This window comes from Lacrimispora sp. 38-1 (assembly GCF_049890855.1).
Classification (GTDB): domain Bacteria; phylum Bacillota; class Clostridia; order Lachnospirales; family Lachnospiraceae; genus Lacrimispora.
In genome coordinates this window covers 40756-65301 of sequence record NZ_JBANEW010000003.1, presented here as the reverse complement: position 1 = coordinate 65301, position 24546 = coordinate 40756, and the positions used below count along the sequence as shown (strand labels likewise).

General features: G+C 41.2%; 30 protein-coding genes. 4 read left to right on the top strand and 26 right to left on the bottom strand.

Going from position 1 to position 24546, the window contains the following annotated elements; all coding sequences use genetic code 11:
* Positions 1 to 17 precede the first annotated feature (17 nt).
* The 3 genes from V7D18_RS01225 to V7D18_RS01215 are packed head-to-tail and all read right to left on the bottom strand — an operon-like array spanning position 18 to position 1541.
* Complete coding sequence (locus V7D18_RS01225; protein WP_426150668.1) at positions 18 to 575, bottom strand: YeeE/YedE thiosulfate transporter family protein; 558 nt, start codon at positions 573 to 575, stop codon at positions 18 to 20.
* 18 nt (positions 576 to 593) lie between these two features.
* The gene (locus V7D18_RS01220; protein ID WP_104434092.1) at positions 594 to 821 is read right to left on the bottom strand and encodes a sulfurtransferase TusA family protein; all 228 of its coding nucleotides are present in this window, start codon (positions 819 to 821) and stop codon (positions 594 to 596) included.
* A 27-nt stretch (positions 822 to 848) separates the two neighbouring features.
* Positions 849 to 1541: a YeeE/YedE thiosulfate transporter family protein gene (locus V7D18_RS01215; protein ID WP_426150666.1), complete on the bottom strand. Its 693-nt coding sequence runs from the start codon at positions 1539 to 1541 to the stop codon at positions 849 to 851.
* Positions 1542 to 1762: 221 nt separating this feature from the next.
* Here V7D18_RS01215 and V7D18_RS01210 point away from each other — a divergent pair, with 221 nt between their 5' ends.
* Positions 1763 to 2662: a LysR family transcriptional regulator gene (locus V7D18_RS01210; RefSeq protein WP_426150665.1), complete on the top strand. Its 900-nt coding sequence runs from the start codon at positions 1763 to 1765 to the stop codon at positions 2660 to 2662.
* Here V7D18_RS01210 and V7D18_RS01205 read toward each other — a convergent pair.
* The 4 genes from V7D18_RS01205 to V7D18_RS01190 all read right to left on the bottom strand — a co-directional run bounded on the left by V7D18_RS01205 (position 2652) and on the right by V7D18_RS01190 (position 5962).
* On the bottom strand, positions 2652 to 2873 hold the full coding sequence (locus tag V7D18_RS01205) for a sulfurtransferase TusA family protein (RefSeq protein WP_097003269.1): 222 nt from the start codon (positions 2871 to 2873) through the stop codon (positions 2652 to 2654). The genes V7D18_RS01210 and V7D18_RS01205 overlap by 11 nt on opposite strands.
* Positions 2870 to 3562 carry an epoxyqueuosine reductase gene (locus V7D18_RS01200; protein ID WP_426150662.1) on the bottom strand — a complete coding sequence of 231 codons (693 nt, stop codon included), beginning with the start codon at positions 3560 to 3562 and terminating at the stop codon, positions 2870 to 2872. Before V7D18_RS01200 ends, V7D18_RS01205 begins: the two co-directional genes overlap by 4 nt.
* Before the next feature lie 42 nt (positions 3563 to 3604).
* Positions 3605 to 4210: a DUF2087 domain-containing protein gene (locus V7D18_RS01195; RefSeq protein WP_426150660.1), complete on the bottom strand. Its 606-nt coding sequence runs from the start codon at positions 4208 to 4210 to the stop codon at positions 3605 to 3607.
* A gap of 312 nt (positions 4211 to 4522) precedes the next feature.
* On the bottom strand, positions 4523 to 5962 hold the full coding sequence (locus V7D18_RS01190) for an aspartate ammonia-lyase (RefSeq protein ID WP_426150658.1): 1440 nt from the start codon (positions 5960 to 5962) through the stop codon (positions 4523 to 4525).
* A gap of 128 nt (positions 5963 to 6090) precedes the next feature.
* On the opposite strand from V7D18_RS01190, the gene V7D18_RS01185 reads away from it, so the two are divergent.
* Complete coding sequence (locus tag V7D18_RS01185) at positions 6091 to 7023, top strand: LysR family transcriptional regulator (protein WP_426150655.1); 933 nt, start codon at positions 6091 to 6093, stop codon at positions 7021 to 7023.
* Here V7D18_RS01185 and V7D18_RS01180 read toward each other — a convergent pair.
* From V7D18_RS01180 to V7D18_RS01150, 7 genes are all read right to left on the bottom strand, one after another.
* Entirely contained in the window at positions 6983 to 8287 is a 1305-nt protein-coding gene (locus tag V7D18_RS01180) for an AMP-binding protein (protein WP_426150653.1), read from the bottom strand. The genes V7D18_RS01185 and V7D18_RS01180 overlap by 41 nt on opposite strands.
* On the bottom strand, positions 8277 to 9434 hold the full coding sequence (locus tag V7D18_RS01175) for a thiolase family protein (protein WP_426150651.1): 1158 nt from the start codon (positions 9432 to 9434) through the stop codon (positions 8277 to 8279). The genes V7D18_RS01180 and V7D18_RS01175 overlap by 11 nt, the downstream gene beginning before the upstream one ends.
* 19 nt (positions 9435 to 9453) lie before the next feature.
* On the bottom strand, positions 9454 to 9987 hold the full coding sequence (locus V7D18_RS01170; RefSeq protein WP_426150649.1) for a biotin transporter BioY: 534 nt from the start codon (positions 9985 to 9987) through the stop codon (positions 9454 to 9456).
* An 18-nt stretch (positions 9988 to 10005) separates the two neighbouring features.
* A complete protein-coding gene (locus V7D18_RS01165) occupies positions 10006 to 10620 on the bottom strand; it encodes a hypothetical protein (protein WP_426150647.1) in 615 nt (204 codons plus the stop codon).
* A 162-nt stretch (positions 10621 to 10782) separates the two neighbouring features.
* Positions 10783 to 11520, bottom strand: coding sequence for a permease (locus V7D18_RS01160; RefSeq protein WP_426150646.1), 738 nt, complete (start codon positions 11518 to 11520; stop codon positions 10783 to 10785).
* Positions 11517 to 11999, bottom strand: coding sequence for a permease (locus V7D18_RS01155; protein ID WP_426150644.1), 483 nt, complete (start codon positions 11997 to 11999; stop codon positions 11517 to 11519). The genes V7D18_RS01160 and V7D18_RS01155 overlap by 4 nt, the downstream gene beginning before the upstream one ends.
* A 1-nt stretch (position 12000) precedes the next feature.
* The gene (locus V7D18_RS01150) at positions 12001 to 12327 is read right to left on the bottom strand and encodes a cupin domain-containing protein (protein WP_426150641.1); all 327 of its coding nucleotides are present in this window, start codon (positions 12325 to 12327) and stop codon (positions 12001 to 12003) included.
* A gap of 85 nt (positions 12328 to 12412) precedes the next feature.
* On the opposite strand from V7D18_RS01150, the gene V7D18_RS01145 reads away from it, so the two are divergent.
* Complete coding sequence (locus V7D18_RS01145; RefSeq protein WP_426150639.1) at positions 12413 to 13117, top strand: Crp/Fnr family transcriptional regulator; 705 nt, start codon at positions 12413 to 12415, stop codon at positions 13115 to 13117.
* 44 nt (positions 13118 to 13161) lie between these two features.
* On the opposite strand, the gene V7D18_RS01140 is transcribed toward V7D18_RS01145, so the two are convergent.
* From V7D18_RS01140 to V7D18_RS01125, 4 genes are all read right to left on the bottom strand, one after another.
* Positions 13162 to 13704 (bottom strand): peroxiredoxin-like family protein, encoded by a 543-nt coding sequence (locus V7D18_RS01140; protein ID WP_426150637.1) that lies wholly within the window; start codon positions 13702 to 13704, stop codon positions 13162 to 13164.
* A 27-nt stretch (positions 13705 to 13731) separates the two neighbouring features.
* Positions 13732 to 14946: a MalY/PatB family protein gene (locus V7D18_RS01135; protein ID WP_426150635.1), complete on the bottom strand. Its 1215-nt coding sequence runs from the start codon at positions 14944 to 14946 to the stop codon at positions 13732 to 13734.
* 84 nt (positions 14947 to 15030) lie between these two features.
* Positions 15031 to 16404, bottom strand: a complete 1374-nt coding sequence (locus V7D18_RS01130; protein WP_426150633.1) for an APC family permease — start codon at positions 16402 to 16404, stop codon at positions 15031 to 15033.
* A 48-nt stretch (positions 16405 to 16452) separates the two neighbouring features.
* On the bottom strand, positions 16453 to 16833 hold the full coding sequence (locus tag V7D18_RS01125) for a RidA family protein (protein ID WP_426150630.1): 381 nt from the start codon (positions 16831 to 16833) through the stop codon (positions 16453 to 16455).
* A gap of 187 nt (positions 16834 to 17020) precedes the next feature.
* On the opposite strand from V7D18_RS01125, the gene V7D18_RS01120 reads away from it, so the two are divergent.
* A complete protein-coding gene (locus V7D18_RS01120; protein WP_426150628.1) occupies positions 17021 to 17662 on the top strand; it encodes a helix-turn-helix transcriptional regulator in 642 nt (213 codons plus the stop codon).
* 122 nt (positions 17663 to 17784) lie between these two features.
* On the opposite strand, the gene V7D18_RS01115 is transcribed toward V7D18_RS01120, so the two are convergent.
* The 8 genes from V7D18_RS01115 to V7D18_RS01080 form a co-directional block, all read right to left on the bottom strand.
* Positions 17785 to 18537: an ABC transporter ATP-binding protein gene (locus V7D18_RS01115; RefSeq protein ID WP_426150626.1), complete on the bottom strand. Its 753-nt coding sequence runs from the start codon at positions 18535 to 18537 to the stop codon at positions 17785 to 17787.
* Positions 18534 to 19598, bottom strand: coding sequence for an iron chelate uptake ABC transporter family permease subunit (locus V7D18_RS01110; protein ID WP_426150623.1), 1065 nt, complete (start codon positions 19596 to 19598; stop codon positions 18534 to 18536). The genes V7D18_RS01115 and V7D18_RS01110 overlap by 4 nt, the downstream gene beginning before the upstream one ends.
* Before the next feature lie 17 nt (positions 19599 to 19615).
* A complete protein-coding gene (locus V7D18_RS01105) occupies positions 19616 to 20626 on the bottom strand; it encodes an ABC transporter permease (RefSeq protein WP_426150621.1) in 1011 nt (336 codons plus the stop codon).
* 16 nt (positions 20627 to 20642) lie between these two features.
* The gene (locus V7D18_RS01100) at positions 20643 to 21707 is read right to left on the bottom strand and encodes a siderophore ABC transporter substrate-binding protein (RefSeq protein ID WP_426150619.1); all 1065 of its coding nucleotides are present in this window, start codon (positions 21705 to 21707) and stop codon (positions 20643 to 20645) included.
* A 329-nt stretch (positions 21708 to 22036) separates the two neighbouring features.
* A complete protein-coding gene (locus V7D18_RS01095) occupies positions 22037 to 22675 on the bottom strand; it encodes a DsbA family oxidoreductase (protein ID WP_426150616.1) in 639 nt (212 codons plus the stop codon).
* A gap of 82 nt (positions 22676 to 22757) precedes the next feature.
* Positions 22758 to 23321 (bottom strand): GNAT family N-acetyltransferase, encoded by a 564-nt coding sequence (locus tag V7D18_RS01090; protein ID WP_426150614.1) that lies wholly within the window; start codon positions 23319 to 23321, stop codon positions 22758 to 22760.
* A 76-nt stretch (positions 23322 to 23397) separates the two neighbouring features.
* Positions 23398 to 24147, bottom strand: a complete 750-nt coding sequence (locus tag V7D18_RS01085; RefSeq protein ID WP_426150612.1) for an SDR family oxidoreductase — start codon at positions 24145 to 24147, stop codon at positions 23398 to 23400.
* 34 nt (positions 24148 to 24181) lie between these two features.
* Complete coding sequence (locus tag V7D18_RS01080) at positions 24182 to 24541, bottom strand: VOC family protein (protein WP_426150610.1); 360 nt, start codon at positions 24539 to 24541, stop codon at positions 24182 to 24184.
* Positions 24542 to 24546: the final 5 nt, after the last annotated feature.

The window sequence follows — 24546 nt, the reverse complement described above, 5'->3', positions numbered from 1 at the left end:
TCTGATTGCTCCAGTCATTACATAAAATACTTTGCCAGTAATTTGCTTCCGATGAATGCTCCCACTAAAAGGAACGCTCCAAATACCCAGCCGGATAAGGAGAAGGAGGCAATTGCGGTAAACAAAGCTCCGATATTACAGCCGTTTGCAAGTCTTGCTCCGTAACCCATAAACAGACCGCCCAGGATAGCTGCCACTACCTGGCGCAGGGTTTTAATCTTCTTTATTTTAAACTGTGATGCAAATAAGGTAGCTGCCAATGCTCCGAAGATGATACCCAGATTGCGGATGGAACCGCCGTCTGCCAGAAAGCCGGTATGAAGCTCCTGCTGCATCTTTTCCGATGCATAATAGGCCCAGCTGCCTGCATCTCCGCCAAGTGCGTTATAAACCCAGGTTCCCCAGACAGCAAATGTACTTGTCACTCCCCAGCCTTTTCCGAATACTGTGAAATGAGCAATCTGGAAAACGGAAAGTAAAACAGCTCCCGCCACATAGGTTAAAGGTTCCTTTAACAGTTTTTTGTAAATCGGATGATCACCCAGTTTAATAAAAAACTCTTTCAATTCATTCACCTACTTTCAAAGCGGTTATTATTTTGCTTTCTCAATAACGATTTCCCATTCTCCGTCATCTACTTCTTCAATTTCAACATTGTGTCCCTGTTTTCTTGCCCATTCAGGAACATTCTTCATTGCACAGCTGTGGTCAATGGAAACCACCAGCACATCACCTACCGATAACTCACTCATCTTTTTCTCAGTTTTCATTAACGGTACAGGACAAGCCTCGCCTAAACAATCCAGTGTAAATTCAGCCATTTTTTTATCTCCTTTAAATTATATAATTTATTCAATACTTCCCATCTTTTTCTGCTGCCATTTTACAGCAGCTATGTAGAGCAATACAATAATCAGTCCCTGAACGACAATTGCTCCAAACCAGCCAAATACGTCAGGTAAAAATACCTTTGGAGCATTGGCATTTAATTTACCCCAGAATCCCATGTCATGAGCACCCCAGACGGAACCTGCAATAAAAAATACCAGTGACAGCATCTGCATGAGGAAGCCCTCTCCTACACGCATTAATGTTCCGGAAGCACAGCCTCCTGCAATTACCATACCGATTCCAAATAAAACGGCCCCGATGATCAACGGCAGCCCGATGGGGGATACCCCCGCCATGTTTAAATTGGAATCTCCGCCTCCCATGGCACTGGCATACTTGATTGCAACAAAACCCACGCTTGATACAGCGACGGCTACCAGGACAGCTCTTGTTACTGATGTGCTCCCTGTAATGCAGGGATCACGGAACGCTGCTGTAAAACAGAATCTGGAACGCTGCAGAATATAACCAAATGCGATACCAAATATCCAGTAAACCGGAAGCTTATTGCTCCCCTGCCCCAAATAGAATCCAAAAGCAATGATCAGTGCAGTAAGTAGTATAGCAAATGGAATCTGACTCTTTTTGGGCTTTCTTGTCTTACGCACTCTTTGTGTACCTGTTTCGGTACTTGAATTAGTCTCTGACACTTGAATCCTCCCTTCTACATTGATAATTATATAACGATCTTTACAGTAAGATTATATCATAATAAATTTAAAGCTGTTAATCAAGATTTTGATATGGTATAAGATATCCTTATACCCAAACAAATCTTTTCACTAGTCATAATACCTTATATTTGCTATAATTGCCCAAGGGGAACTGTACGGAATTTTAACAGTTAGCAGTTTTACGAGGGGAGATTCTTATGAATGTTCAAAATCTGAAGATGTTTATTAAAATAGTGGAAACGGGCAGCATATCGAAGGCTGCGGAACTGATGAGCATCAGCCAGTCCGCATTAAGCCAGCAGCTGCGGGTCATGGAACTGGAAATCGGTGCCCGGCTCTTTGAACGCAATTATAACGGGGTCATACCTACCGATACGGGGAAAATCGTATACAGTCACGCCATGGAAATTACATCTTCTTATGACCGAATGTTTTTAGACATCTCTAACTCTCAAAATCAGAACAAAACCATACATATAATAGCCAATCCCTGCGTCTATTCCTACGCCCTGCCCTGTACCCTCTATCATGTAAAGAACAATTATCCCCAATATACCCTTCATACGGAGGTCATGACCAGCCAGAATATTGAGGAAAAAATAACAAAGGGTCAGGCAGATATGGGGATCATCATCGGCAGGCCAAAGGATAAAAATCTTTCTTCCAAAAAAGTATTTACGGACAGGTTCTGTCTGGTCGCAGGAGAAAAGATGCAGGTTCCGGCCCGGCTATCATCTGAGGAACTTTATCATTATCCTCTGCTGATGCTTGACAAAAATCAGAAAACCAGGCAGCTCATAGACAGATCTTTAATAAAAAGCGGAATTCAGATCAGCAGACTTCATATTCTTTACACACTGGAATCCACAGAATCCATTAAGCTGTCAGCGATCAATGGCTTCGGGCTTGCCTTTCTGCCCTATATGGCAATAAAAAAAGAGCTTTACCATAAGCAGCTTTGCATCATTGACTGTCCCGGGCTGGAGTTTGAGAATGATTATTACTCCATTAAACGTTCCAATGATGTTCCTGCTTCTCCTGAATCGGCAAAGCTCATAAAATATATTGAAAAAATATTAAAGGACACTATCTGCTAGCAGTAATGGTGATTTCCCATACGCCGTTCATCACCTCATCCAATTGGTAATTCAGTTTATTGGCTTTACAAAAGGATTCCAGATTGGATATGGTGCAGCTGTGATCCGTAACCAACAGATAGTCTTCTCCTTTTTGTATGGAATCCATAACTGCCTGCAGTTTCATTACAGGAACCGGGCAGATCTCGCCCAGACAGTCTATTTTTTTCATACTTTTCCCTTTCCTCTTTTCACTCCGAAACGCATGGGGCAGACAGTTCTGCACCGATTGCATTCTACTGTTTCAAAACCCCGCTTTGTTTTTCCATAGCTGTATTGTCTGCATGGTTTCTGCTCCACGAACCCTTCCTTAATGGACCCCTGGGGGCAGTTCTCTATGCACAGCCTGCAGCTGTCCGGGCAGATGGAAACAGCCGGTTCATCTGGTTCTGTTTCCAGATCTGTGAGAACGCAGCCCACAACCAGACGGTTTCCAAAATCTTTATTCAGAAGCAGCGTATTCTTTCCCATCGTACCAAGACCTGCCAGGCATGCCGCATGCTTCATGGATATAAGACCGCGCCCTTCCAGCTTCTCCTCATCCCAGTATTCATAGGGAGAATCACATGGAAGAGGAACTGCGCGGGCTTCAAACGTATCTTCAATCAGCTTTGCAGTCTGTAACGCGATAAGGTCAGCCTGCGGACAGGCCAGACTGTTATAATGAGAATAAACAAAACGGGAATCAACCTCATATAGCCCGCGTGGTAAAGCTATTCCAAATACAATAACGCTTTTACAATCAGGAAAAATGCTGCAGGGTTGAAAGCCATCTGGTGCCTGATTAAAGCCTTCTGTGCCCGCAAATCCACACACATCCGCGCCTGACTGAAGAACTGCGTTACGAATTTTTTCCTTCATATCAAACTACCTCGTCTTATCCGGATTTATGACTTGCCCATCTTATTCTTTGACCCAATAAAGAGTTCCATCGTTTGTACGGTCCATAAATCCGTATTCAATAAGCGCTCTTCGAATGGCGGCATTATCCTCATAAATTCTTTTTAAAATACGGTTTAACTCCTTCTCCTCATATTGTTTACCAGGAGCAAAATTCTTTACGATTTCGCTTAATACAGCCAGCTTTTTCTTCTCTCTGGCAGGTATGCTTTTTAAACCGCCCTTGTCATCAAAATAGGCTTTTCTGATGCTTTCAATTTCTTTATCCGTGATATTATAGCGGTCATCCACCATGGTAGCCGAACTGTGTGCATCATGCAGCACACTTCCTTCCAGTCGGCTGATTTGCTTTTGTGTCTGTTCAGACAGCAGTTCCATCATGGCCAGAAAAACTTTTGCCTGCTTTTCTTTTTCCCTTAATTTGTACTTATGATTTCGAATGGTTGAATCTGCAACGCCTAATGCAAAAGCCACCTCCTTATCCGACATCCCCTGTGCAATAAGCTGAAGCACCTTCTGCTGTGCCTGGGTAATTCCTGTATTGGCGCAGCTCATATTCAGAACATATGCAAGTACGGATTCATGTTTTTCTTTTATATGCTCTTTCATTGATCTTTCTGCGTCATAGAAAAGTCCGGCCTTTTCATAGATCCGGCCTTCCAGAAAGTTTTCCCCGCAGAAAACACAGGTATATGTTTCTCCCTCTTTGATATACCCGTTCTTTAGTTCATCCTTTGATGCGTCCCAAAAAATAGTATCATCTCCTTCATTCTTTATATAAGTAGTATAATAACACCATTATTATTTTGTGTCTACATATTTATAGTCTTTTTCTTATTTTGTTTATATAATAAAGATCACATATCTATTATAAAAAAGCCACTGCAGAGGCTTTCCTTGCAATGGCTGGAAATCTTTATTCTATTTTCTTAACAGCTTTTTCTCCGCAATCCCCGGTTTCGTCATATTCATGGGATCCAGCACTATATTTACGTCTGCCGGAGACAGTATTCCTTTTTTTATTATCAGCTCTCTTACCGGTCTGCCTGTCCGAATGGCCTCTTTTGCAATCTCTGCCGAATTTCTGTAACCGATGTGAGGACATAAAGCGGTAATGACTCCCACACTGTTTTCTACTAATTGTCGGCATCTCTCTTCATTTGCAGTGATACCGGTTATGCAGTGATCCACAAATGTCTGTACTGCATAGGTCAATGTATCAATGGATTGAAACAGAGAATAAAATACAATGGGTTCAAAGGCATTTAACTCTAACTGCCCCGCTTCAGCAGCTAACGTTATGGTCAGGTCATTCCCAATAATATGAAAAGCCACCTGATTGACCACCTCAGGAATTACCGGATTTACCTTACCTGGCATAATGGACGATCCATTCTGCCTTGCCGGAAGATTTATTTCTCCAAATCCGGTTCTTGGTCCTGATGACATCAGCCGTAAGTCACTGGCTATTTTAGAGAGGGTGACAGCGCAGGCTTTAACCGTTCCGGAAACAGCCACAAAGGAATCCAGACTCTGGGTTGCATCAAAAAGATCGGAAGACTGTATTACATCAATGCCGGATAACTCTTTCAGCTTTGGGACAATCCGTTTCATATACTGTTCATCCGCATTAATTCCGGTTCCTATGGCAGTGCCGCCTAAGTTTACATATCTTATTTCTTCAAGCACTTTTTCTATACGGAGTATATCCCTTCTGACAGCAGTTGCATACGCGTGGAATTCCTGCCCCAGACGAATGGGTACCGCATCCTGCAGCTGGGTTCTTCCCATCTTAATTACATGATCAAATTCCTTTGACTTTTCCTCAAATGCTTCATGAAGACGTTCCAGTTGTTTTAATGCTTTCTTTAAAAGAACATAACAGGTCATTTTGCCTGCTGTGGGAATTACGTCATTGGTTGATTGTCCGCAGTTAACATGATCATTGGGATTAATGAGACTGTAATCCCCTTTTTCTCCACCCATGATCTCTATTGCTCTGTTTGCGATTACTTCATTGGCATTCATATTCAGGGAAGTTCCTGCTCCACCCTGTATGGGATCCACGATAAAATATTCCAGAAACTTTCCTTTCAGCAATTCATCGCATGCCTGGACAATCGCCATAGAAATGGTTTCATCCAGTAAGCCAGCTTCAAAATTTACAATCGCAGCAGCTTTTTTAATAGAAACCAGATTCTTAATAATCTCCGGATGCATTCTCAACCCGGTAATATTGAAATTTTCTTTTGCTCTTAAGGATTGTATACCATAATAGGCATTGCTGGAAACCTTCAGCTCTCCAATGATATCTTTTTCCAAACGATACCCTTCCTCTTTATCATCCATCCTTTTTTTCATAGGATTCCCTCACTTTTTACAAATGTTTGATATCTGATTCTTGAAATAAGTATATAAAACATTTATACTATAATCAAATATCAATTAATTTATAATTATCATAACTTTACATTTATATGGAGGCAGCTATGTTTTCCGGCAAAGAATACGTTTATGAGGTCTATAAAGAAAAGAGCTTCTCGAAGGCAGCTAACAATCTCTATATTTCACAGCCCTCTTTAAGTTCCACTATAAAAAGAATCGAAAATAAAATCGGCATGCCGATTTTTGACCGAAGCACAACACCTGTCGGGCTGACCGAGTGCGGACTCAAATACATACAGGCAGCAGAATCAATCATGGCCATTGAACAGGACTTTCATAATTATCTCGATGATGCCAGGAACTTACAGACCGGAACACTGACCATCGGAGGCAGCAATTTATTTACTTCTTATGTCATCCCCCCTCTGATTTCAGGTCTGCACCAGCAGTATCCGGGAATCAACGTAACGATCATCGAAGACAATACCAGCAATCTTGAATCCCAGCTTTTGCTGGGTTCACTGGATTTTATCGTAGATAACAGCACCCTGTGCGAATCCAAGTTTGATTCGTTTTTATACAGAGAAGAGCATTTAATGATCGCAGTTCCACAAAAATACGAGGTTAACAAAGATCTTCAGGAATATCAGGTTACTCTGGAACAGATCCGGCTAAATGCCTGTCAGGACCCCCATGTACCTGTAGTACCGCTTTTGGCATTTAAGGATTATCCATTCATAATGCTGAAACCAAACAATGACACCATGCAAAGGGGAATTCATTTATGTAAAACAAATGGTTTTAAGCCTGATATCCTGTTTGAACTGGATCAGCAGTCTACCGCATATCACATTGCCTGCTCCGGGATGGGAATCTGTTTTGTCAGCGATACTCTTTTATGCAAATCACCAGCGCTGAAAGACATGGTCTATTATAAGCTTGACGAAGAAAAAAGCAAACGTAATATCTGTTTCTTCTGCAAGAAGAACCGGTATATTACATTTGCCATGTCTGAATTTTTGAAATTGATTTCTTAACTGGTGGAACCTTTAAATTCCTTTTTAATATCTTTCCACTTTCACTTTTCGGAAGCTCTTCCACGAAAAAAAAGGCTTTCGGAATTTCCCATTCACACAGGGAGGTCTTAAGATATTTTCGAACCTGCAGCATATCCGTTTTTCCCTGTTCCTCCGGTACAATCCATGCTGCCAGCATATCCTGCCCTCCCCTATTCAAAGTCTTCACTGCAGCTTCTGCTACACCCGGGCAGCCTGCCAGTTCATTTTCTATTTTAGCGGACATCACCTTACGCCCGTTTACATTGCATATTCCATCTTTTCTTCCGTCAAAACAGAGCAGACCGTTCTGGTCAATATGACCGCAGTCTCCAATCCACTCCTCCTCCTTTGTTCCAATCACTCCATACCTTGTACTCACCCGGATTTCACCGTTCTCAACATGAAGCTGCACCTCGGGAAACGGACTCCCGACTAAAGTCTTGTCTTCTCCCATCTGGAAATCTTTCACATAGGTGATATAATTCAATTCGCTGGCGCCATAGTAAAGAATGACTGAGGCATTTTTGAAAACCTGTTTTAACTCTTTTGCCTCACGTTTGCCAAGGCTCTGGGAACCGCTGATTATGTTCCTTACCCAGCTGTTCGCCCATGCTTTCCGATCGTATGCCTTCTTCAGCAGGCGCAGCTTTGCCGGAATCAGATAAACCGTATCTGCCTTCCAGTCCTCTATCTCTTTCATCCACTTCCTGGGGTCAAACGTATTGGATGCAACAATACTTCCTCCTGCTGTCAGCTGTGCCAGATATAGATTTAAATTACCCGTAAACGCCAGGCTTCCATGCATAAAGATCCTGCTTTTGTCTCCCATACCGAATATCTCATTCTGGATATGAAAGTACCCTAGCCAGCTTTCCAGTGTACGAAATAACAGCTTATTTTCTCCTGTAGTTCCGGAGGTCATGACCGCCATACAGGCTTCCTTCGGAACTTCTGACTGAAACAGTGTTTCTTTTATTTTCACATCTGCCGGTACGATCAACGGAACTGCCTGTGTACCGCTTAAGGCCAGAAAAGTAATCAGCTGTTCCTCAATATCTGAAGTCTGTATCACCCGGATTGTTTTTGCCTCTCCCCATGTAAGTCCTTCTTTAAATCTCAGCTTTTCAGCCTGATCCGCAAGAATTCCAAAGGTATACCGGCATCCGTTAATAATCAGGGCAGTACGATCAGCAGGTATCTGCCTGATCAGTTCCAGATAATCCTTTTTATCTTTATTTTCCATTCCCCTCATCTCCTCTTTCAATCAGAACAGCGCTGCCGATCCCTCCTGCAGCTGCAACGGAACAGATTCCATATCTTCCTCTATTATTTTCCATAGCTTTCATGAGATGAATGAGCAGGATTGCCCCCGAAGCTCCGTAAGGATGCCCATATGCCAGAGCGCCTCCATATATATTATATCTGTCTTCAATTCCCGAAAACTGTTTTAGAAAAAGTGCATCAATGACTGCAAACGCCTCATTGACTTCATAAGCATCAATATTACGGTAATCAAGTCCCGCAGCCGTTAACAGCTTTCTGGCGGCAAGAACCGCTGTTTCCGGACTTTTCAGTGGATTTCCTCCCACTGAAACCCCTTTCCGAAAATATGCCTTTGGCTGCAGCCCTGCTTTTTTTGCATAACTCTTTGAACAAAGAACCAGAAAAGCTGCTCCATCATTCATCAGGCATGCATTGGCGGCCGTAATCACCGTTCCTCCTGGAAGAATAAAGGGAAGCCTGTCAATCAATTTCTGATTCATACCAGCCCTTATCCCCTCATCTCTCCCGCTTCCTTTCACAGATATAACCACATCAGACAAAAGACCTTTCTCTGCCGCCTGCGCTGCTCTTTTATGGCTCCGCAAAATCCAGGCATCCATTTCTTCTTTTTTTATCCCTTCTTCCAGCGCAGTCAATTCCGCTCCCTCCAGCATAACCGTCTCTCCCTGCATGCCTGGTATGAATTTAGCCACTGTATAGGACTTATTTTCCACAAAATCCGGATGGTTTGGGTTCCAAAGCCTGAGGGGCTGCGTAGAAGAACTTTCAAATCCTCCAGCCACTACTACACTGGCCGCTCCGCTTTCTATCATAGCCGCCGCCATCGTTATGCTTTCCAATGCGGAACCACACTGTAAATCCACTGTGACTGCCGGGACTGTCTCCGGAATTCCGGCCTCCAGGGCTGCAAGCCTTGTGATATTTCCTCCTCCGCCTACCGCATTGCCTCCAATCACCAGATCTATTTCCCGTACTTCCAGCCGAATACGTTTAAGAAGTTCTTTTAGCACCTCCGCTCCCAGAATCTCTCCGGGTACATGCTTATACATTCCGTCTTTGACTCCGATAAAGCTTCTGATTCCCCCTAAAATACAAACTCTCTCCACGCAGATCACCTTCCCTGGTTTACCGGATTACCGGGCGCAAAGCCTTTGCCAGTGCCGCCGCCGCAAGGCATTTTACTATATCAAGCGGTATAAACGGAAGAACAGCCTGTATCATGATTGCCAGCCAGGGCTGTCCTGTGATGATTTTCATCCATACAGCCCCCATCAGATAAATAATGGGAATTCCGGCTAATATAAGAAACAGGGTTTGTATATGGCTGCTCCTGACTTTCCTGCAAAACATTGAAATGATAACAGCTGCCACTAAATATCCAAAAATATAACCGCCCGTAGGTCCAAACAGCTTTGCAGCACCTCCCATACCTCCTGAAAATACAGGGAGACCCACAAGCCCTGCCAGAATCCATGCCACAAAAACCAGCAGCACTTGAAATGGCCTTAAAACCAATCCGATCAGGTTCACCACAATTGTCTGAGCCGTTATACTTGCTGATGAAAATGGAAGCGGTATGATAATATAAGATGATGCGCTGAGCAACGCCACCATCAGACCCATCACGGTCATTTCCTGGGTAGTCTTTCTTTGATTCATGTTTTTTTCCTCCGTTAATTATTCCTTATTTATCTTTAAGTTAAATATTTCCGATTCTTTTAAAAAGCCACATATTCTAAAACCGTCTGGATCAATGCCCTCCATCCAGAGTTCTGCCTGTTGGCCGGTTCTCATGGGAGACAGGAATTTTACCTCCGTCTTAAAGCTATCCCCGGTCTTTTTATGAATGATCTCTTCTGCCTGTCCCACAACCTGATTTATAATCATAAAACCCGGAATAATCGGATCATTACCTGTATGTATGGGATTAGTGTCCGATACGGAATCGAGAAACCGGCTGACCTGTTCTGGGGAAAAAATAAGAGTTCCATATCTCTTCCCTGTTTTATCTTTGGATCCCTTATTTATGTATTTTTTTGTTAAAACAGGCTTTATCAGAGTTAGTTCAATTCTGCCCTCCAGCTTTCCCTGATTTCCATAAACCTGAAAGACTGCCAGCATGTTATTCCTTTTTAAAAGGCTGGCCTTAAACAATTCCGCTTTGTCTTTTTCTTCTATCTCCAGCCGGTTCGTGATATTTAAATTGCATTTACCAATCAGCCAGCCATCAAATCCCTGAAACTCTGATAATGCTCTCTCCAGCTTAATAAGCAGCATCTCTATTTCTGTCATACACAGGTCTCCTGTAAATTTTTATCTTTAAGTAGTATAATGAAATTTTCTCCGATTGTAAACCACTTTTCAAAAATTGGTTAACAATTATTTTATCAATAATAACATCATAAGCACACAGAAACAACAAAAAACCGGGGATTTCCCCCGGCAATAAAATAATTATTCCTTAAAATTTAAACTGATTGCTTTAGCCGGACATTTTTCCACCGCTTCTAAAACGCGCAGCTGCTGAGTCTCATTACTCACCGGCAGAAGGATAGCTGCCTTCTTTGACTCCATACCAAAATTATCCGGTGCAATTCTTGTGCATAATCCACACCCCATACAGCATCCGGAGTTCACGGATAACCCCTTGCTTTTCAGATTCTCATTGGAATACCCCACCGGAATATCATCTGCCTTTATCAGTCTGGACATAATAAAACCCATTATAAATATGGACGCAGTGGTTAAAATCCAGCGTATTATCATAAATCTAACGCTTAAAAATTTAGCTTCATTAACAAGCATGGGAACTTTAATAACAGCCCAGGTGCTTAATATTATTACAATATTAGAAATGCCCGCCCCTTTTTCCAAAAGAGTTTTACAAACAGGAAACGCAGCATATATGGGCCCGGCGGAAAAGCTGCCCAGGAGAAATGAAAGAATGGATCCTTTCACTCCTGCCCCTCTGCCAAAGCTGTTTTCTATGGTTTTTCTGGGAACCCACGCAGTAATCAGTGAAGTCAGCACAAGAATGACAGGCATTATCATCAGCATTTCCTTCACGTAATATAAACTGCTTTTCAGTGCCTGTGCTGCTTTATCAGGACTTAAAACCGCCAATACAGAATAAATCAGAATTACCAATGCCAAAAGCCGGTTATTATTTACTGCCTGTTTTATTTTAATCATAAAATCACCCCCATAATAACCGCAATCAGGATTGCAAAAACAAAGCTGAGAGAATTTCTAAGTAAGGTAAATTTTAATCCAAACTCTCTCTTTTCCAAGGGAAAAGTCACGATCCCCACCATTGTCAGGGTGGTGAGAAATGCAACCACAGGAACCAGATTTGCTCCCGCATCCAGGAGAGATCCTGCCAGCGGGAATGCCACAAAAGCCGGAATCAATGTAATACAGCCAATCAATGCAAAAATAATTGTAGAAATCAGAAGATTGGATTTTCCCATAAAATGTCTGACTGTATCCTGGGGAACAAAGGTCATGATTAAACCGATCAAAAATAAGATTGCCAGTATTTCACCTGCCATACCCTTCATCATTCCGCCTGACATTTTAAGTGCACCAAACGTTTTCTTTCTGTCTTTGGCAATTGAAACAAAAAACCACACCAGCGTAACAATCCAGAATAAGGCTGTAAAAATGTCCATGTTATTCCCTCCCGTATTTTGCCGGGTTGGGAGCCTTCACCACAAAAAATTCCAGAATCTCATCATCGAAGTTTACAACATTCATCTTTGCATGATATGGAATTGCGATAATCTGCCCGGCATGATATTTGTGCACCCCCTGCTGATCCAGTTCCAGAGACATGATGCCCCTTACTATAATCATGTAGACATTGGAGTTTGAATAATGCTCCGGAAGCCGCTCCCCATTTGGCAGAATCATATGATTCAGCTGAAGGTTGTCATCATCCACCAGTTTTTCAATATTCTTTGTGTCAAGGATTGAGAAATCATAAATTTTTTCAAGCATAAAAATGCTCCTTTCAATTTTAGTTTTAACATAGTATACTTTAGAATGACAAATAATAAAGTTACCATGGTAACTAATCAGGAGCGTGAGAAAAATAAATATAGAAAAGTATTCAACTTTGCTTTTAAACCTTGATTTATTTAAAGATTTTAAAGAGGAGCAGTTTATACAGCTGTTTAAAAATGCCCGCTATGCAATCAATACCTATACAAAAGGCCAGGTCATTCATCTTCAGAATGAAGTCTGCTCCGCCATGGATATTGTGCTTGAGGGAGAAGTATCCGTCCAGAAAATTGACTCCTCAGGTAATATATTAAAAATCACCGTCTTCTCCGGTGCTGATATTTTGGGTGTTAATCTTCTTTTCTCAAGCAAACATGTCTACCCCATGACAATAGTTTCAGAAAGCAGATCTGTGATACTTCATATCTACAAAGAACTGATCCTGGAACTCTGTCATTCCAATGACCGGTTTATGAGCGGACTTATGACAGAGATTGCGGATAAATCCCTGATGCTTACAGAAAAAATTGATGCCATATCCATGAAGACAATCAGACAGCGGATTGTGGAATACCTGGGATATCAGTATTATTTACAAAAATCTTACGTGATCAGGCTTAACATATCAAAGAAGGAATTGGCGGAGAGACTGGGAATACAGCGATCTTCCTTAAGCAGAGAACTTCAGAAAATGAGGTCAGACGGATTGTTGGAATATAATGCAGGAACAATTACAATAAAGGATACCGGAATAATTATGAGCAGGGACCACTCTAAAGTAAAATAAAAGAACCACTTTTGCAGCGGTTCTTTTATTAAACAATTATTTCATTATTTCATCATTTCCGCAATCTGGTCTGCATCCAGAACATCATCTATCACTTTTGCATAATGAGCGTATTGGACTGTAAAGTCTGGTGATAGAATGAATGCCGCCGGCAGCTGCAGTTCTTCCCCCTCGTACCTTCCATGAGAGAAGCCTGCTGCCATGGCTTTCCCCACTTTCACCATAGTCTTCAGTCCAGCCAGATCTTTTTTACTGGCTGCGGGAAGGATTTCAAACTCCCGGTAGAGCTCTTCTTTGGGATCACAGACGATTTCAAACGGGAACATATCTTCTTTTCCCATATCTTCCCTCAATAAATCCGGATCGCTCTGCAGAACCACCAGTAATTCGCCTCCTGCTGCCGTGATTTTTTCATAATTCCGGGCATACTGGGAAAGGTCGTACTGGCACAGCGTACACCCATAATAGCGAAGAAATACAAGAGCCAGTTTTTTTCCTCCTGCTGCCTCACTGAGCCGGACATTTTTACGAAAAGGTGTATCAAAGGTAAAGTCCCGCATCTTGTCATTTACATTAATTTTTCCCATATTGTGCACCTCGTTTTATCTGAGAATTTATTTTGCATTAAAAACATACTGATCAAGGCGCTTCATCGCTTCCTCAACTCTGCTGAAAGGAAGAGCCAGATTAAGCCTTATTGAGCATGGTCCGTGGAACATGCGTCCATCCTGCCATGCAACGCCTACATCCCAGCCGCTCTTTTCCAGTTCATCAATGGTTTTTCCATTCTCTTTACACCAATCCGTACAATCCATAAACAGCATATAGGTACCCTGTGGTTTGGAAAGCTTCACACCATTAAAATGCTGTGTGATATAGTCATAAGCATAATTGACATTATTAGTGAGCACCTCGCACAGCTGGTCCACCCACTTTGCACCTTCCGGTTTATATGCGCCGATCAGGGCATGCATACTCAGCACATTCATGTCATTATAATGAGATTTGCTGCTCTGGGCACGGACACGGTCCCTTAAATACGGGTCATAAATAATATGGTAGGAACCGATCAGTCCTGCCAGGTTGAAGGTTTTGCTGGGTGCATACAAAGCTACTGTCCGCTTACGTGCATCCTCACTGACAGACTGCACCGGAATATGTTTATTTCCGTCTAAAATAAGATCGGACCAGATTTCGTCAGAAATAACGATACAATCATTATTCTTATAGACTTCCATCGCTTTTTCAATCTCCCACTTTTCCCATACACGTCCGCATGGATTGTGAGGATTGCAGAAAATAGCGGTATGAATCTTATGAGCCTTTATTTTTTTATCCATATCCTCATAGTCCATACGCCATACACCGTTCTCATCCTGCTTTAATGGACTATGTATAATTTTGCGTCCATTGTTTTCCAGGCTCATGGTAAAACCGATATAAGTAGGAGAATGAAGCAATACTGCATCGCCGGGAGCTGAAAACGCATTCAACACAGAAATGACTCCGCCAAGAACACCATTTTCATATCCGATGCACTCCTTTGTCAGGCCTGTCACTCCGTTTCGTTCCTCCTGCCACCGGATTATGGCATTGTAATACTCCTCTGAAGGGCTGAAATAACCGAATGCCGGGTGCTGTACACGTTCCACAATCGCTTCGCAGATTGATGGGACTGTTGGGAAATTCATATCTGCAACCCACATTGGAATCGTATCATAGCCAGCCTTTGGAAGATCCGGAGCAAAACCTGGTAAGGTACCAAGACCATCCACAGCAATGGCGTCTTTGCCTCTGCGGTCCATAATTGATGTAAAATCGTATTTCATAGCAATATCCTCCTTCATCTTAATCCGCCGTAAGAACGGAAAAACCTTAGTAACGGCAGACATTTTGTATACATTTTATTATCTTTACGCCTCATCATCTGCAAGTGCCTGAACGATAATAGCCTTTTTATTTTCCTCCAGAAACTCCTTCTTCACTGCACCGGTATGGATACGAAGTAACGAGAACCCAGCGCAAACAGCAAGAATAATGATGGATGCAATGATATCCTTACCTTTTAAATCTTTAAATAAGTTAAAAGCTACAACTCCTGCACACGCTGCGGAGAGAACACAAATAACATTATACACCGGAATGGGCATACGAAGTGCACATTTTTTCCACTGGTCGGGATATTTTTTCGGCAGCGTAATACATGCCATATTGAGATACACATTCATCACCATGGATGGAATCATTACAAGAGATATTATGGAATCAAGACTGAATCCAAGCAGGATCGGCATTACGCTGAGTAAATAGAAGGCAAGCTGAATCACCCACGGAAAACCGTTTTTAGTTGTCTTTTTAAATACAGGAGGAAGCCATCCGTCTTCTGCAATCTTCATCAGCGGATAACGGAACATTGCAATACCACCTAACAGACTGGTGGCAATGGCAAATACACCGCCGCCTAAAATGAACATAATATAAATGCTATTGGGGAATATCACCTTAGCAGTTGCTCCCAGGTTTGCTCCCGCAACCTGCTCATACGGTAAAACACCAGCAGCCACAATACTCATTACACCATATATTACAGCTAAAGCAAGGGTAATCCAGAGAATTGCAAGGGGAATTGTCTTTTTTGGTTTTTCAGTAACAGCAACCATCGATACAGGTGCCATAGTGGTTCCCTGGCAAGCCCAGCCCATAATTGCGATTGCACTGACGAACCCAGCAAAACCGCCATGGAAAAAACCTCCGTCTGCATTGGAAAAATAGTCTGGCCTTACCTGAGGCATACCAAAAATTACAAAGATTGCAATTGCTCCAATCAGTATTACTGTCATTGCATTTTCCAGCAGCGTAATAAAGCGGGAACCACGCAGGGTGCTGGCAAAAAAGAGAGTCATGATAAGTACTGCCGCCGGACGTGTATAAGGCTCCACCCGGGGAAATACCGCTGAAATATAGTTAACCATACCAAGTGCATAGCTTGACATTGCCATGCTGTTAACAAGAGCCATAGTTGCTGAAAAACCAGTCATTGTTGGATTAAACAACAGTGCCTTCTGGCTGTAATCTCCCCCTTTAAATACAAACATAGAGCTCATGATTACATTATACATATAAGCCAGTAGCATAAACAGACAACCGCCTACGCATACCAGAACAATTGATCTGCCTGTATAAGCAATTCCAAACCCAAGTAAAACAAATATGCCTGAACCTATTGCCCCTCCCAAACCAAGACCGAAAATATTTAACATACCGAGCTTTTTCCCATGCTCTTCCATTATGTTTACCTCCTCTATGGTGTTCTCCCCATTCAGCTTCCGTACCTGTTACAATACCGCAATTGCTTCAATTTCTACCCGCGCATTCTTTGGAAGACTTCCAACCTGGAAGGCCGCCCTGGCAGGACAGGCACCGGTAAAATATTGTGCGTAAACCTCATTCATTTCTGTAAATTCCTCAATATCCTTTAAAAATACAGTGGTTTTCACCACTTGATCCATGCCGGCACCAGCAGATTCTAAAACTGCCCGGATATTATCCAAAGACTGCCTGGTCTGCTCTTTAATATCATCTCCGGCAAAAGATCCGGTAGACGGATCAATAGGAAGCTGTCCCGAAACATAGATCATTCCCTCTGCCATAATCGCCTGAGAATAAGGTCCAATGGCAGCTGGAGCGCTGTTTGTACATAGTACTTTTTTCTGCAATAAAATCACCCTCTCTTTTATAATAATTTTTTTATCTTTTTGATTGTTTTTTTATCATATCACACTTCCAAAAATTTGACAATATTTTTATCAAAGTGACAAAAATTTTATATATTTTTATGTATTACAATTGATACTTTTTAAAAAAATGTTATAATAAAAATGGAGTATGAGAGGAATGTGAACAATGATGACAGATAAAGAATTATTAGAAATGTATAAACCAATGGTCTCTTTTTTATCCAGTCTGTGCGGTCCTGGTTGTGAAGTTTTGCTTCATGATGTTTCAAAATCAGACAGCGGAACGGTGATTGCGGTTGCCAACGGACACCACTCCGGACGGGGAATCGGTTCTCCCATGACTGACCTGGCCAACCAGATCACCAAGGACCAGATTTTCAAAACGCAGGATTATCTTACTAATTATCATGGTGTAAGCAAAAGTAAGAATTTTATTTCCAACACCTATTTTATTAAAAATGAAGACAGGCTGATCGGTCTGTTATGCGTTAACCGGAATACAACGGCCATTCATGAATTAGACCTGGCATTGTCTAATTTGAAAAAACATTATAATTTGTCAGAAGGAAGAAAGGATATACAGGAAGATTTAAGCACCCCTGTCGAAGAGATGCTTTCCACCCTTGTATCCCAGGCTGTAAAAGACGCAGGAGTGTCACCCCAGCGCATGTCCCGCCAGGAAAAGATCAATATTGTTCATCAGCTGAATGAAAAGGGAATCCTGAATATGAAAGGGGCCGTCTCTGAAATCGCAAGACAGCTTTTCGTCTCTGAACCTACCGTCTACCGGTATTTAAACCACAGCTAATGTTTTATGTACTGCATGTTTAAAAAACATATTAAAAATAAAACTGCCGTTAAAATAGGAATAAATCCGATTATAATGACAGTTTTATTTTACAGTGCCAAAGCTCCACCTTTCTCCAATAATTAATAAACCGCTATTGGTCCATAAGGACCATCAATGATGTTTATTTTTGTCTCAAAAATATCAGTCAAAAGTTCTGCGTTCATAATGTCCTCCACTGTTCCAAAAGCGGCAATTTGGCCATCTTTCATAGCACAAATCCGATCAGAATATCTGGCTGCAAAATTTATATCATGCATAACAGTCAGGATTGTTCTTCCAAACTCATTGGCCGCCTTCCTTAAATGCTTCATCATCTGGACAGAACGAGCAACATCAAGATTGTTTAACGGCTCATCTAAAAGTACATATTCAGTCTCCTGGCATAGAACCATTGCTACATATGCCCTCTGCCTCTGACCTCCGGAAAGTTCATCCAGGTATCTGTTTTCCAAATCAGCCAGATCTAAAAAGTCAATATATTTGGAAATAATCAACTCATCCTCTTTTGTTAATCTGCCTTTGGAATAAGGAAACCGGCCAAATCCAGCCAGCTGCCTGACAGTTAGTCTCGTAACAAAATGATTTTCTTGTCTTAAAATAGTCAAAATCTTAGCCAGATCTTCTGATTTTGCTTCAGAAACATCCATATTTGCTACCTTTATCTGACCTTCGTCCATATTTAAAAGTCGGCCTATCATCATAAGTGCCGTAGATTTTCCCGCACCATTGGGGCCGATCAAAGATGTAAAACCGGCTTTCGGTATTTGAATATCTAAAGGTCCAATCTTCACCTCATCGGTGTACAGCTTTTTGGCGTTGATAATATTTATCATAAAGTTCCCTTTCTTAACATTACAATCAGGAATGTTATTCCTCCAAACATTTCTATAATAACGGAAACGACTCCCTGAGCCCGAAATACATGATACATGAAAAAATATGATCCTGTCAGGATCAGAAATCCTATGGCGAGAGCCATTGGAAAAATATATCTGTGATCATAAGTCGGTGCTGCCTGATAAGTCAAAACCGCAACTAAAAATCCGAAGAAAGTAAGAGGTCCAACCAGAGACGTTGAAATTGACATCAGTACAGAAACCAATACAAGAGTATATATTGTGCCAGATTGATGGTTAACTCCCAGGGATGTACTGGCGCTCTTTCCAAGTGATAAAACATTTAGTTTTTTAGAATAGGCAAGGATCAGCAGCGCGGTAAATATTACAATTGGAATCGCAACAGGAAAGTATTCGGCATCCGCATTATTAACAGAACCAAACAATCTTGCCTGTAAAATATCAAACTCAGACGGTGCTAAAAGTCTTCTCATAAAAGATGAAACAGACCTCAGCCCTGTTCCAATAATAACCCCGACCAAAAGCATAAGCTGCAAATTTCCGTACTTTCCAGAAAGCAGCCAGCCATATAGTATCAAACACATCAGGACCATAACGGCAACCTGAAATAAAAATGATCCGATACCACTGAATTTTATAAATACACCAGCGCCGAAAAAAAACATTGTACTGGTATGTATCACCCCGTAAAGCGCTTCAAACCCCAAAAGCGATGGAGTTATAATCCTGTTATTCGTACTGGACTGGAACGCAACGGTAGCCAGGCTCTGGCAAACTGCAGAAATGATCATCGCACAAAGTGCTGCCATCCTCCTTCTGACAATCGGGATAAAAGAAGGAGAATCTACTGGAACAGGATTTTTATAAACCAAAAGTCCGTAAGAAGCAAGCGCGCCCAAAACAATCAGCATGATCAGCAAAATCCAATAACGCCGCTCTTCTTTCTCAGACCGAAAGGCTCTGGCCGATCTGTTTTCTCTGTTAATGCTGTTATCCGTTCCGGCATTATCCTTATTACTGTATATAAATCCACTCATCTTTCGCTTCCTTTTCATCATAACTTTCTTTGTTTCAACAATATAACAATAAATATAACCGCTCCCACAGTTCCAAGTATCAATGATACAGGGACTTCAAACGGCATTATAATGATACGGGAAATGATGTCACAAAGAGTAATAACGCCCATTCCTGCCACACATACCCAGGGCAGGTTGCTCTTAAGATCATCTCCTCTATACATTGAAACGATGTTGGGTACAATTAAACCCAAAAAAGGTAAGTTTCCGATTACAGCCGCAACAATTCCGACTGCAATTGAAATAAGACCAGTGCCCAGAATAACGGTCTTATTATAATTTACTCCTAGGCTTGTTGCCACATCTTCTCCCAAACCCGCCAAAGTAAGTCTGTCAGCATAGATAAAAATAATAATATTGACTGCGACAATCAGCCATAAGAATTCATATCGTCCAATTTGCACCGGTGCAAATGAGCCTACAAACCAGGCTTCAATATTTTGAGTCATTTGAAAGACAAGTCCGATAAAAGTAGAAACTGCAGAAATAACTGCTCCCAGCATCATTCCTATAATCGGGACAATTAAAGATGAACGGAGTTTTACTCTTCTCAAAAACAGAAAGAAAATCATAGTGCCTATAAAAGAAAAAATAATTGAACCAGTCATTCTCAGCACTAAAGTTGGTGCCGGAAATACCAAATAGACAAAAATAAGTCCAAGACCTGCCCATTCAATAGTTCCTGTCGTGGTGGGTTCAACTAAACGATTCTGTGTAATAAGCTGTGTTACCAGTCCTGACATTGACATTGCCGCACCGGTAAGCATGAGTGACGCCGTTCTCGGAACGCGGGTGATAAAAAACATATCCATTCCATCCGCCTGTCCCCGTATATCATAAACTCCGGTAAACAGTGATATAACACCTAAAACAAAAACAATCATGACTGTTATGATAAAAGGCTTTGTGCATATTTTATTGTTATTAACAGGCAGGGGCTGAGAAATCTCAGCCCTCGTGATTTTTTTTATTGTATTCTTCCGCATTTTATATACTTCCTTTTTACTTAGCTAAAGAGCTTGCAAGGTTTTTAAATAACTCCAGATAAGTTTGTATGGATTCGTTTGTATAAGTATCGTTTGGTGCATAAATTATCTGCTTTTTCGTAATGGCAGTTGTATTTTGAAGAGCAGGTGAATTGTTGATAACATCCTGGGCAGGAACTGCATCCTTTGTAGAAGATACTGCCGCATCCCGGTCCAATACGAAAATCCAATCAGGGTTGCTTTGTGCAATCGCTTCAACTGAAACATCATCACCTTTGTGGTCTGATGAAGAATTGTCAATTTCTAATGCCGGAACCCAGCCGAAAATTTCATACATTGGTCCCCATACACGTCCGGAGCGAGGAGCTGAAAAACCAATCTCACCACCGGAAACCACAACACTCATAATTGTGTCTGTTCCATTGTATGCAGATTTGGCCTCTTCAATAGATTTATCAAAATCAGCTACTAATTGTGCGGCCTCTTCCTTTTTATTAAAAATTTGTCCTAATGCAATTGTGGAATTCTTAAGTCCATTTACCAGACTATCACCAGGTGCATCTGCTTCCGCAGAAACATCAAAATTAAGGTTAATAACGGCTGCATTTGGTACCAGTTTTTTAATATCTTCGTAATAGCTGGCAAATCTTTGTCCGACAATGACAAGTTCAGGGTCTGCTGCTGCTATGATTTCAAGATTCGGCTCATTATGGCTTCCAATGTCCTGAACAGAGTCATCACTGACATATGGTGAATCCGCAGGCATTACCGCTTTTGGAACCGCTGCTAATTTAATTCCCCAATCAGATAAAGTTTCAAAAGTTCTATTATCCAGAGCCACTACGTTCTTTGGATTTACAGGAACAGTAACAGTTCCATAAATATCTGTAATTTCAACTGTTTTAGCTTCAGCTGCTGTGGGCTCAGCTGTTGTGGATTCGGCTGTTGCGGATTCGGCCGGCTCACTTGCCTGTGAAGTCGCCCCGGTGGTGCTGGTGGTGCTTGAATTTGTACAGCCTGTCAGCATTATAGCAAAAACTGCTGTAAAAACAGTTAATTTCGATAAGATAAATTTTTTCATATATATCCTCCTGAGTATAATTATTGCTTTATTCCTATGAAAACTAAATCTTTGTAAGTCATCATCACCTTTCCGCCGCAAAATCCAATGCGGATTATTTGCTTAGTGTTATTGGAGACTAACTCATTATTTTTAAAAAAGTTAGCTCAAACTAACTCATTTCGGAAGTTTACCATAACATATGATTATTGTCAACTGTTATCCTATAAATTCCTCAAGAACAAAGCTTTATACCAACCCGTATAGTAAAAATTAAATAGCGAAACTGCCGTATATACCCGATTTATGGCAGTATATAACGGCAGTTTTGTTATTAGCTGTAAATCATATTATTTTTCAGATTCATATGCTTCCTGCAGTGCGTGAAGAAATGTATCAGGATTCTGAGCACCCGAGACTGCATACCAATTATTAATTAAAAAATATGGAACTGCATTAATATTTAATTTTCCAGCCATTTCTTCTTCCTTTTTCACCTCTGATTTAAGCTGATCACCACTTAGATGTATTGTTAAGTCGGGAATATCAAGACCAGCCTCTTCTGCCAGTTTTAAAAGAGCTTCCCTGTCGCCGATGTCCATTCCTTCTTCAAAATACCCCCGAAAAAAACGGTTCACCAGTTCGTTCGCTTTTCCCTTTGTCTTTGCATACTGAATTATTTCATGAGCCAATTCTGTGCTATTTAGCTTTAATAAATCAAAGCGGTAATGCAGTCCCACTTCAGCAGCAGCTTTCACAATCATATCATTATTGTTTCTTGCATCTTCATAGCTGATGTGGTACTTATCTGCGATAACCTGATGAATATCTTTACCCTTTACAGATTCGCCTGACATGTTTAGTTCAAAACTTCTATATACGACTTCTACTTCATCTTTATGTTCAAACTTGTTTAATGCCATTTCAAACTTCGTTTTGCCCATATAGCAGAAGGGGCAGACAAAATCGGACCAAATTTCTATTATCATACGATCAGCTCCTTTTCCTTTTTTTGGCGTTTACTTTCATTATACTGACAATGAGAAAAAAAGCAAAGGGGATCCTGTACTTCTATTTTAAAAGAATCCAATAATCTTCATATTCTGTCCCGTCATATCCAACCAGTTTCTGATCCGTCTGCTGAAAATTCATTTTTTCCAGTGCTTTCCTTCTTTCTCTTGCCTGAGAAATCGCTTTTGTCGCAATTATCTGACATTCAAATAATTCATAGACAGGTGCAATTAATATGGATAGCAAATTTTCAATGCAGCTTTCCGTTTCATAATCGCTTCTTAAATCCATTCTTAATAAACCGCATTGATTAAAATAATCACTGGATCTTCTTTGAAATACCTCTATGGTTCCAATCACTTCATCCATCTTCTTCGAGATAACGGACCAGCGCACAAAGCTTTTTCTATTATATTCATCAAACCAGTAATTCACTGCCTTTTCCATACGATTAAATGTATCATAATTAAAATCATCACCATGGCAGTTATCACTATTAAAAAGCTGAAGGGATTTTTTATCACTATAAACACGTAAAAGAAAGGGAACATCTTCAAACTCAACAAATCGCAGCAGATAATTTTCGTTTTCCAGTACAGGACATTTTTCATAAACACCAGACATATTAAACCTCATCTTTCATTTTCTTCTATAATAACAAAGGTACCATGACAACTCTGTGTCATGGTTCCTTTGTTATTCAGCTATTTGAATCAGGTCTAAAATGCCAGTTCCAGTCACCATGATAGACCATCCGCTTATTCATTCCGCCATCCACAGTGATGGTTTCCCCTGTAATAAAATCCTGATCACATAAAAATGTCACCATCCTGGATATATCCTCTGGCGTTCCTACTTTTCCAGCCGGAATCGCAGCCACATCTTCCCGGCTGAATTCCTCCTGCTCCGTCACATTAATCCAGCCAGGTGCAATACAGTTAACTAAAACTTCCGGACCTAATGAGATGGCCAGCGCATGGGTCAAAGCAACGATCCCGCCTTTCGTACTGGCATACGCTTCCGTATCAGGTTCTGACTGAAATGCACGGGAAGAAGCAATGTTAATAATTCTTCCACCGTTTTTCTTCAATTCTTCCTTGCATAAACGGCTTAATTCGAAAGGTGCCTTTAATCCGATGGATAAGGTATAGTCAAATTCCTGGTAAGTTAATCCTGACAAGATCCCTTTATTTCCCCGGCAGGCGTTATTGACCAGAACATCAATCCGTTTCAGCTTATCAATCGCAAATTCAATGAAACTTTTCAGGACTTCCGGATCTGCCACATCTCCATTATAATAAAACAAACCGGGGGTCTGATTTACAAAATCCAGGGATCTTTTTTCATCTGTGTCAATAAAACATACCTGATCTCCTGCATTGATAAAATCAGAACAAATTTGTTTCCCTATTCCGTGAGCTCCCCCAGTCACAACTACGCCTCTGTTCATAGTCCTCTCCTTGTTCAAAAACAATCACATATCTCTATCCATGCTGCACAATCTGTACTTCCAGACCATTGGGGTCTTTCACAAAAAAGAAAGTGGTAGAAGGTGATGGTGAAAAGGGACCGCTTTTAATTTCTATCTGATTCTGCTTTATCTGCTCCATTGCTTCTTTAATCGATGGCACTTCAAAACCAATTGATAACCCTTTGCTCTCCTGGGAGATACCTTTCTGTTCGATTAATTCAATGAGCGCATTGCCCGGCTCACCGAGCATCGCGATTTTCATATCGGGTCCTGCTTCAAATTGACTTACAATGCCAAGACCAATAATATTGTGGTAAAACCGAATCGATTCCTCTAAAGATTTTACGTGTATGGTTGTCCAGCAAAACTTCATATTCC

Bases quoted from the DNA above. Each gene is read 5' to 3' on its own strand.
- V7D18_RS01105 (WP_426150621.1), bottom strand. From the start codon at position 20,626: ATGCGGAAGAATACAATAAAAAAAATCACGAGGGCTGAGATTTCTCAG.
- V7D18_RS01210 (WP_426150665.1), top strand. From the start codon at position 1,763: ATGAATGTTCAAAATCTGAAGATGTTTATTAAAATAGTGGAAACGGGC.
- V7D18_RS01110 (WP_426150623.1), bottom strand. From the start codon at position 19,598: ATGAGTGGATTTATATACAGTAATAAGGATAATGCCGGAACGGATAAC.
- V7D18_RS01100 (WP_426150619.1), bottom strand. From the start codon at position 21,707: ATGAAAAAATTTATCTTATCGAAATTAACTGTTTTTACAGCAGTTTTT.
- V7D18_RS01190 (WP_426150658.1), bottom strand. From the start codon at position 5,962: ATGAAAAAAAGGATGGATGATAAAGAGGAAGGGTATCGTTTGGAAAAA.
- V7D18_RS01095 (WP_426150616.1), bottom strand. From the start codon at position 22,675: ATGATAATAGAAATTTGGTCCGATTTTGTCTGCCCCTTCTGCTATATG.
- V7D18_RS01195 (WP_426150660.1), bottom strand. From the start codon at position 4,210: ATGAAAGAGCATATAAAAGAAAAACATGAATCCGTACTTGCATATGTT.
- V7D18_RS01160 (WP_426150646.1), bottom strand. From the start codon at position 11,520: ATGATTAAAATAAAACAGGCAGTAAATAATAACCGGCTTTTGGCATTG.
- V7D18_RS01200 (WP_426150662.1), bottom strand. From the start codon at position 3,562: ATGAAGGAAAAAATTCGTAACGCAGTTCTTCAGTCAGGCGCGGATGTG.
- V7D18_RS01085 (WP_426150612.1), bottom strand. From the start codon at position 24,147: ATGAACAGAGGCGTAGTTGTGACTGGGGGAGCTCACGGAATAGGGAAA.
- V7D18_RS01170 (WP_426150649.1), bottom strand. From the start codon at position 9,987: ATGAATCAAAGAAAGACTACCCAGGAAATGACCGTGATGGGTCTGATG.
- V7D18_RS01130 (WP_426150633.1), bottom strand. From the start codon at position 16,404: ATGGAAGAGCATGGGAAAAAGCTCGGTATGTTAAATATTTTCGGTCTT.
- V7D18_RS01220 (WP_104434092.1), bottom strand. From the start codon at position 821: ATGGCTGAATTTACACTGGATTGTTTAGGCGAGGCTTGTCCTGTACCG.
- V7D18_RS01185 (WP_426150655.1), top strand. From the start codon at position 6,091: ATGTTTTCCGGCAAAGAATACGTTTATGAGGTCTATAAAGAAAAGAGC.
- V7D18_RS01165 (WP_426150647.1), bottom strand. From the start codon at position 10,620: ATGACAGAAATAGAGATGCTGCTTATTAAGCTGGAGAGAGCATTATCA.
- V7D18_RS01155 (WP_426150644.1), bottom strand. From the start codon at position 11,999: ATGGACATTTTTACAGCCTTATTCTGGATTGTTACGCTGGTGTGGTTT.
- V7D18_RS01205 (WP_097003269.1), bottom strand. From the start codon at position 2,873: ATGAAAAAAATAGACTGTCTGGGCGAGATCTGCCCGGTTCCTGTAATG.
- V7D18_RS01150 (WP_426150641.1), bottom strand. From the start codon at position 12,327: ATGCTTGAAAAAATTTATGATTTCTCAATCCTTGACACAAAGAATATT.
- V7D18_RS01115 (WP_426150626.1), bottom strand. From the start codon at position 18,537: ATGATAAATATTATCAACGCCAAAAAGCTGTACACCGATGAGGTGAAG.
- V7D18_RS01180 (WP_426150653.1), bottom strand. From the start codon at position 8,287: ATGGAAAATAAAGATAAAAAGGATTATCTGGAACTGATCAGGCAGATA.
- V7D18_RS01090 (WP_426150614.1), bottom strand. From the start codon at position 23,321: ATGTCTGGTGTTTATGAAAAATGTCCTGTACTGGAAAACGAAAATTAT.
- V7D18_RS01140 (WP_426150637.1), bottom strand. From the start codon at position 13,704: ATGGGAAAAATTAATGTAAATGACAAGATGCGGGACTTTACCTTTGAT.
- V7D18_RS01120 (WP_426150628.1), top strand. From the start codon at position 17,021: ATGATGACAGATAAAGAATTATTAGAAATGTATAAACCAATGGTCTCT.
- V7D18_RS01080 (WP_426150610.1), bottom strand. From the start codon at position 24,541: ATGAAGTTTTGCTGGACAACCATACACGTAAAATCTTTAGAGGAATCG.
- V7D18_RS01135 (WP_426150635.1), bottom strand. From the start codon at position 14,946: ATGAAATACGATTTTACATCAATTATGGACCGCAGAGGCAAAGACGCC.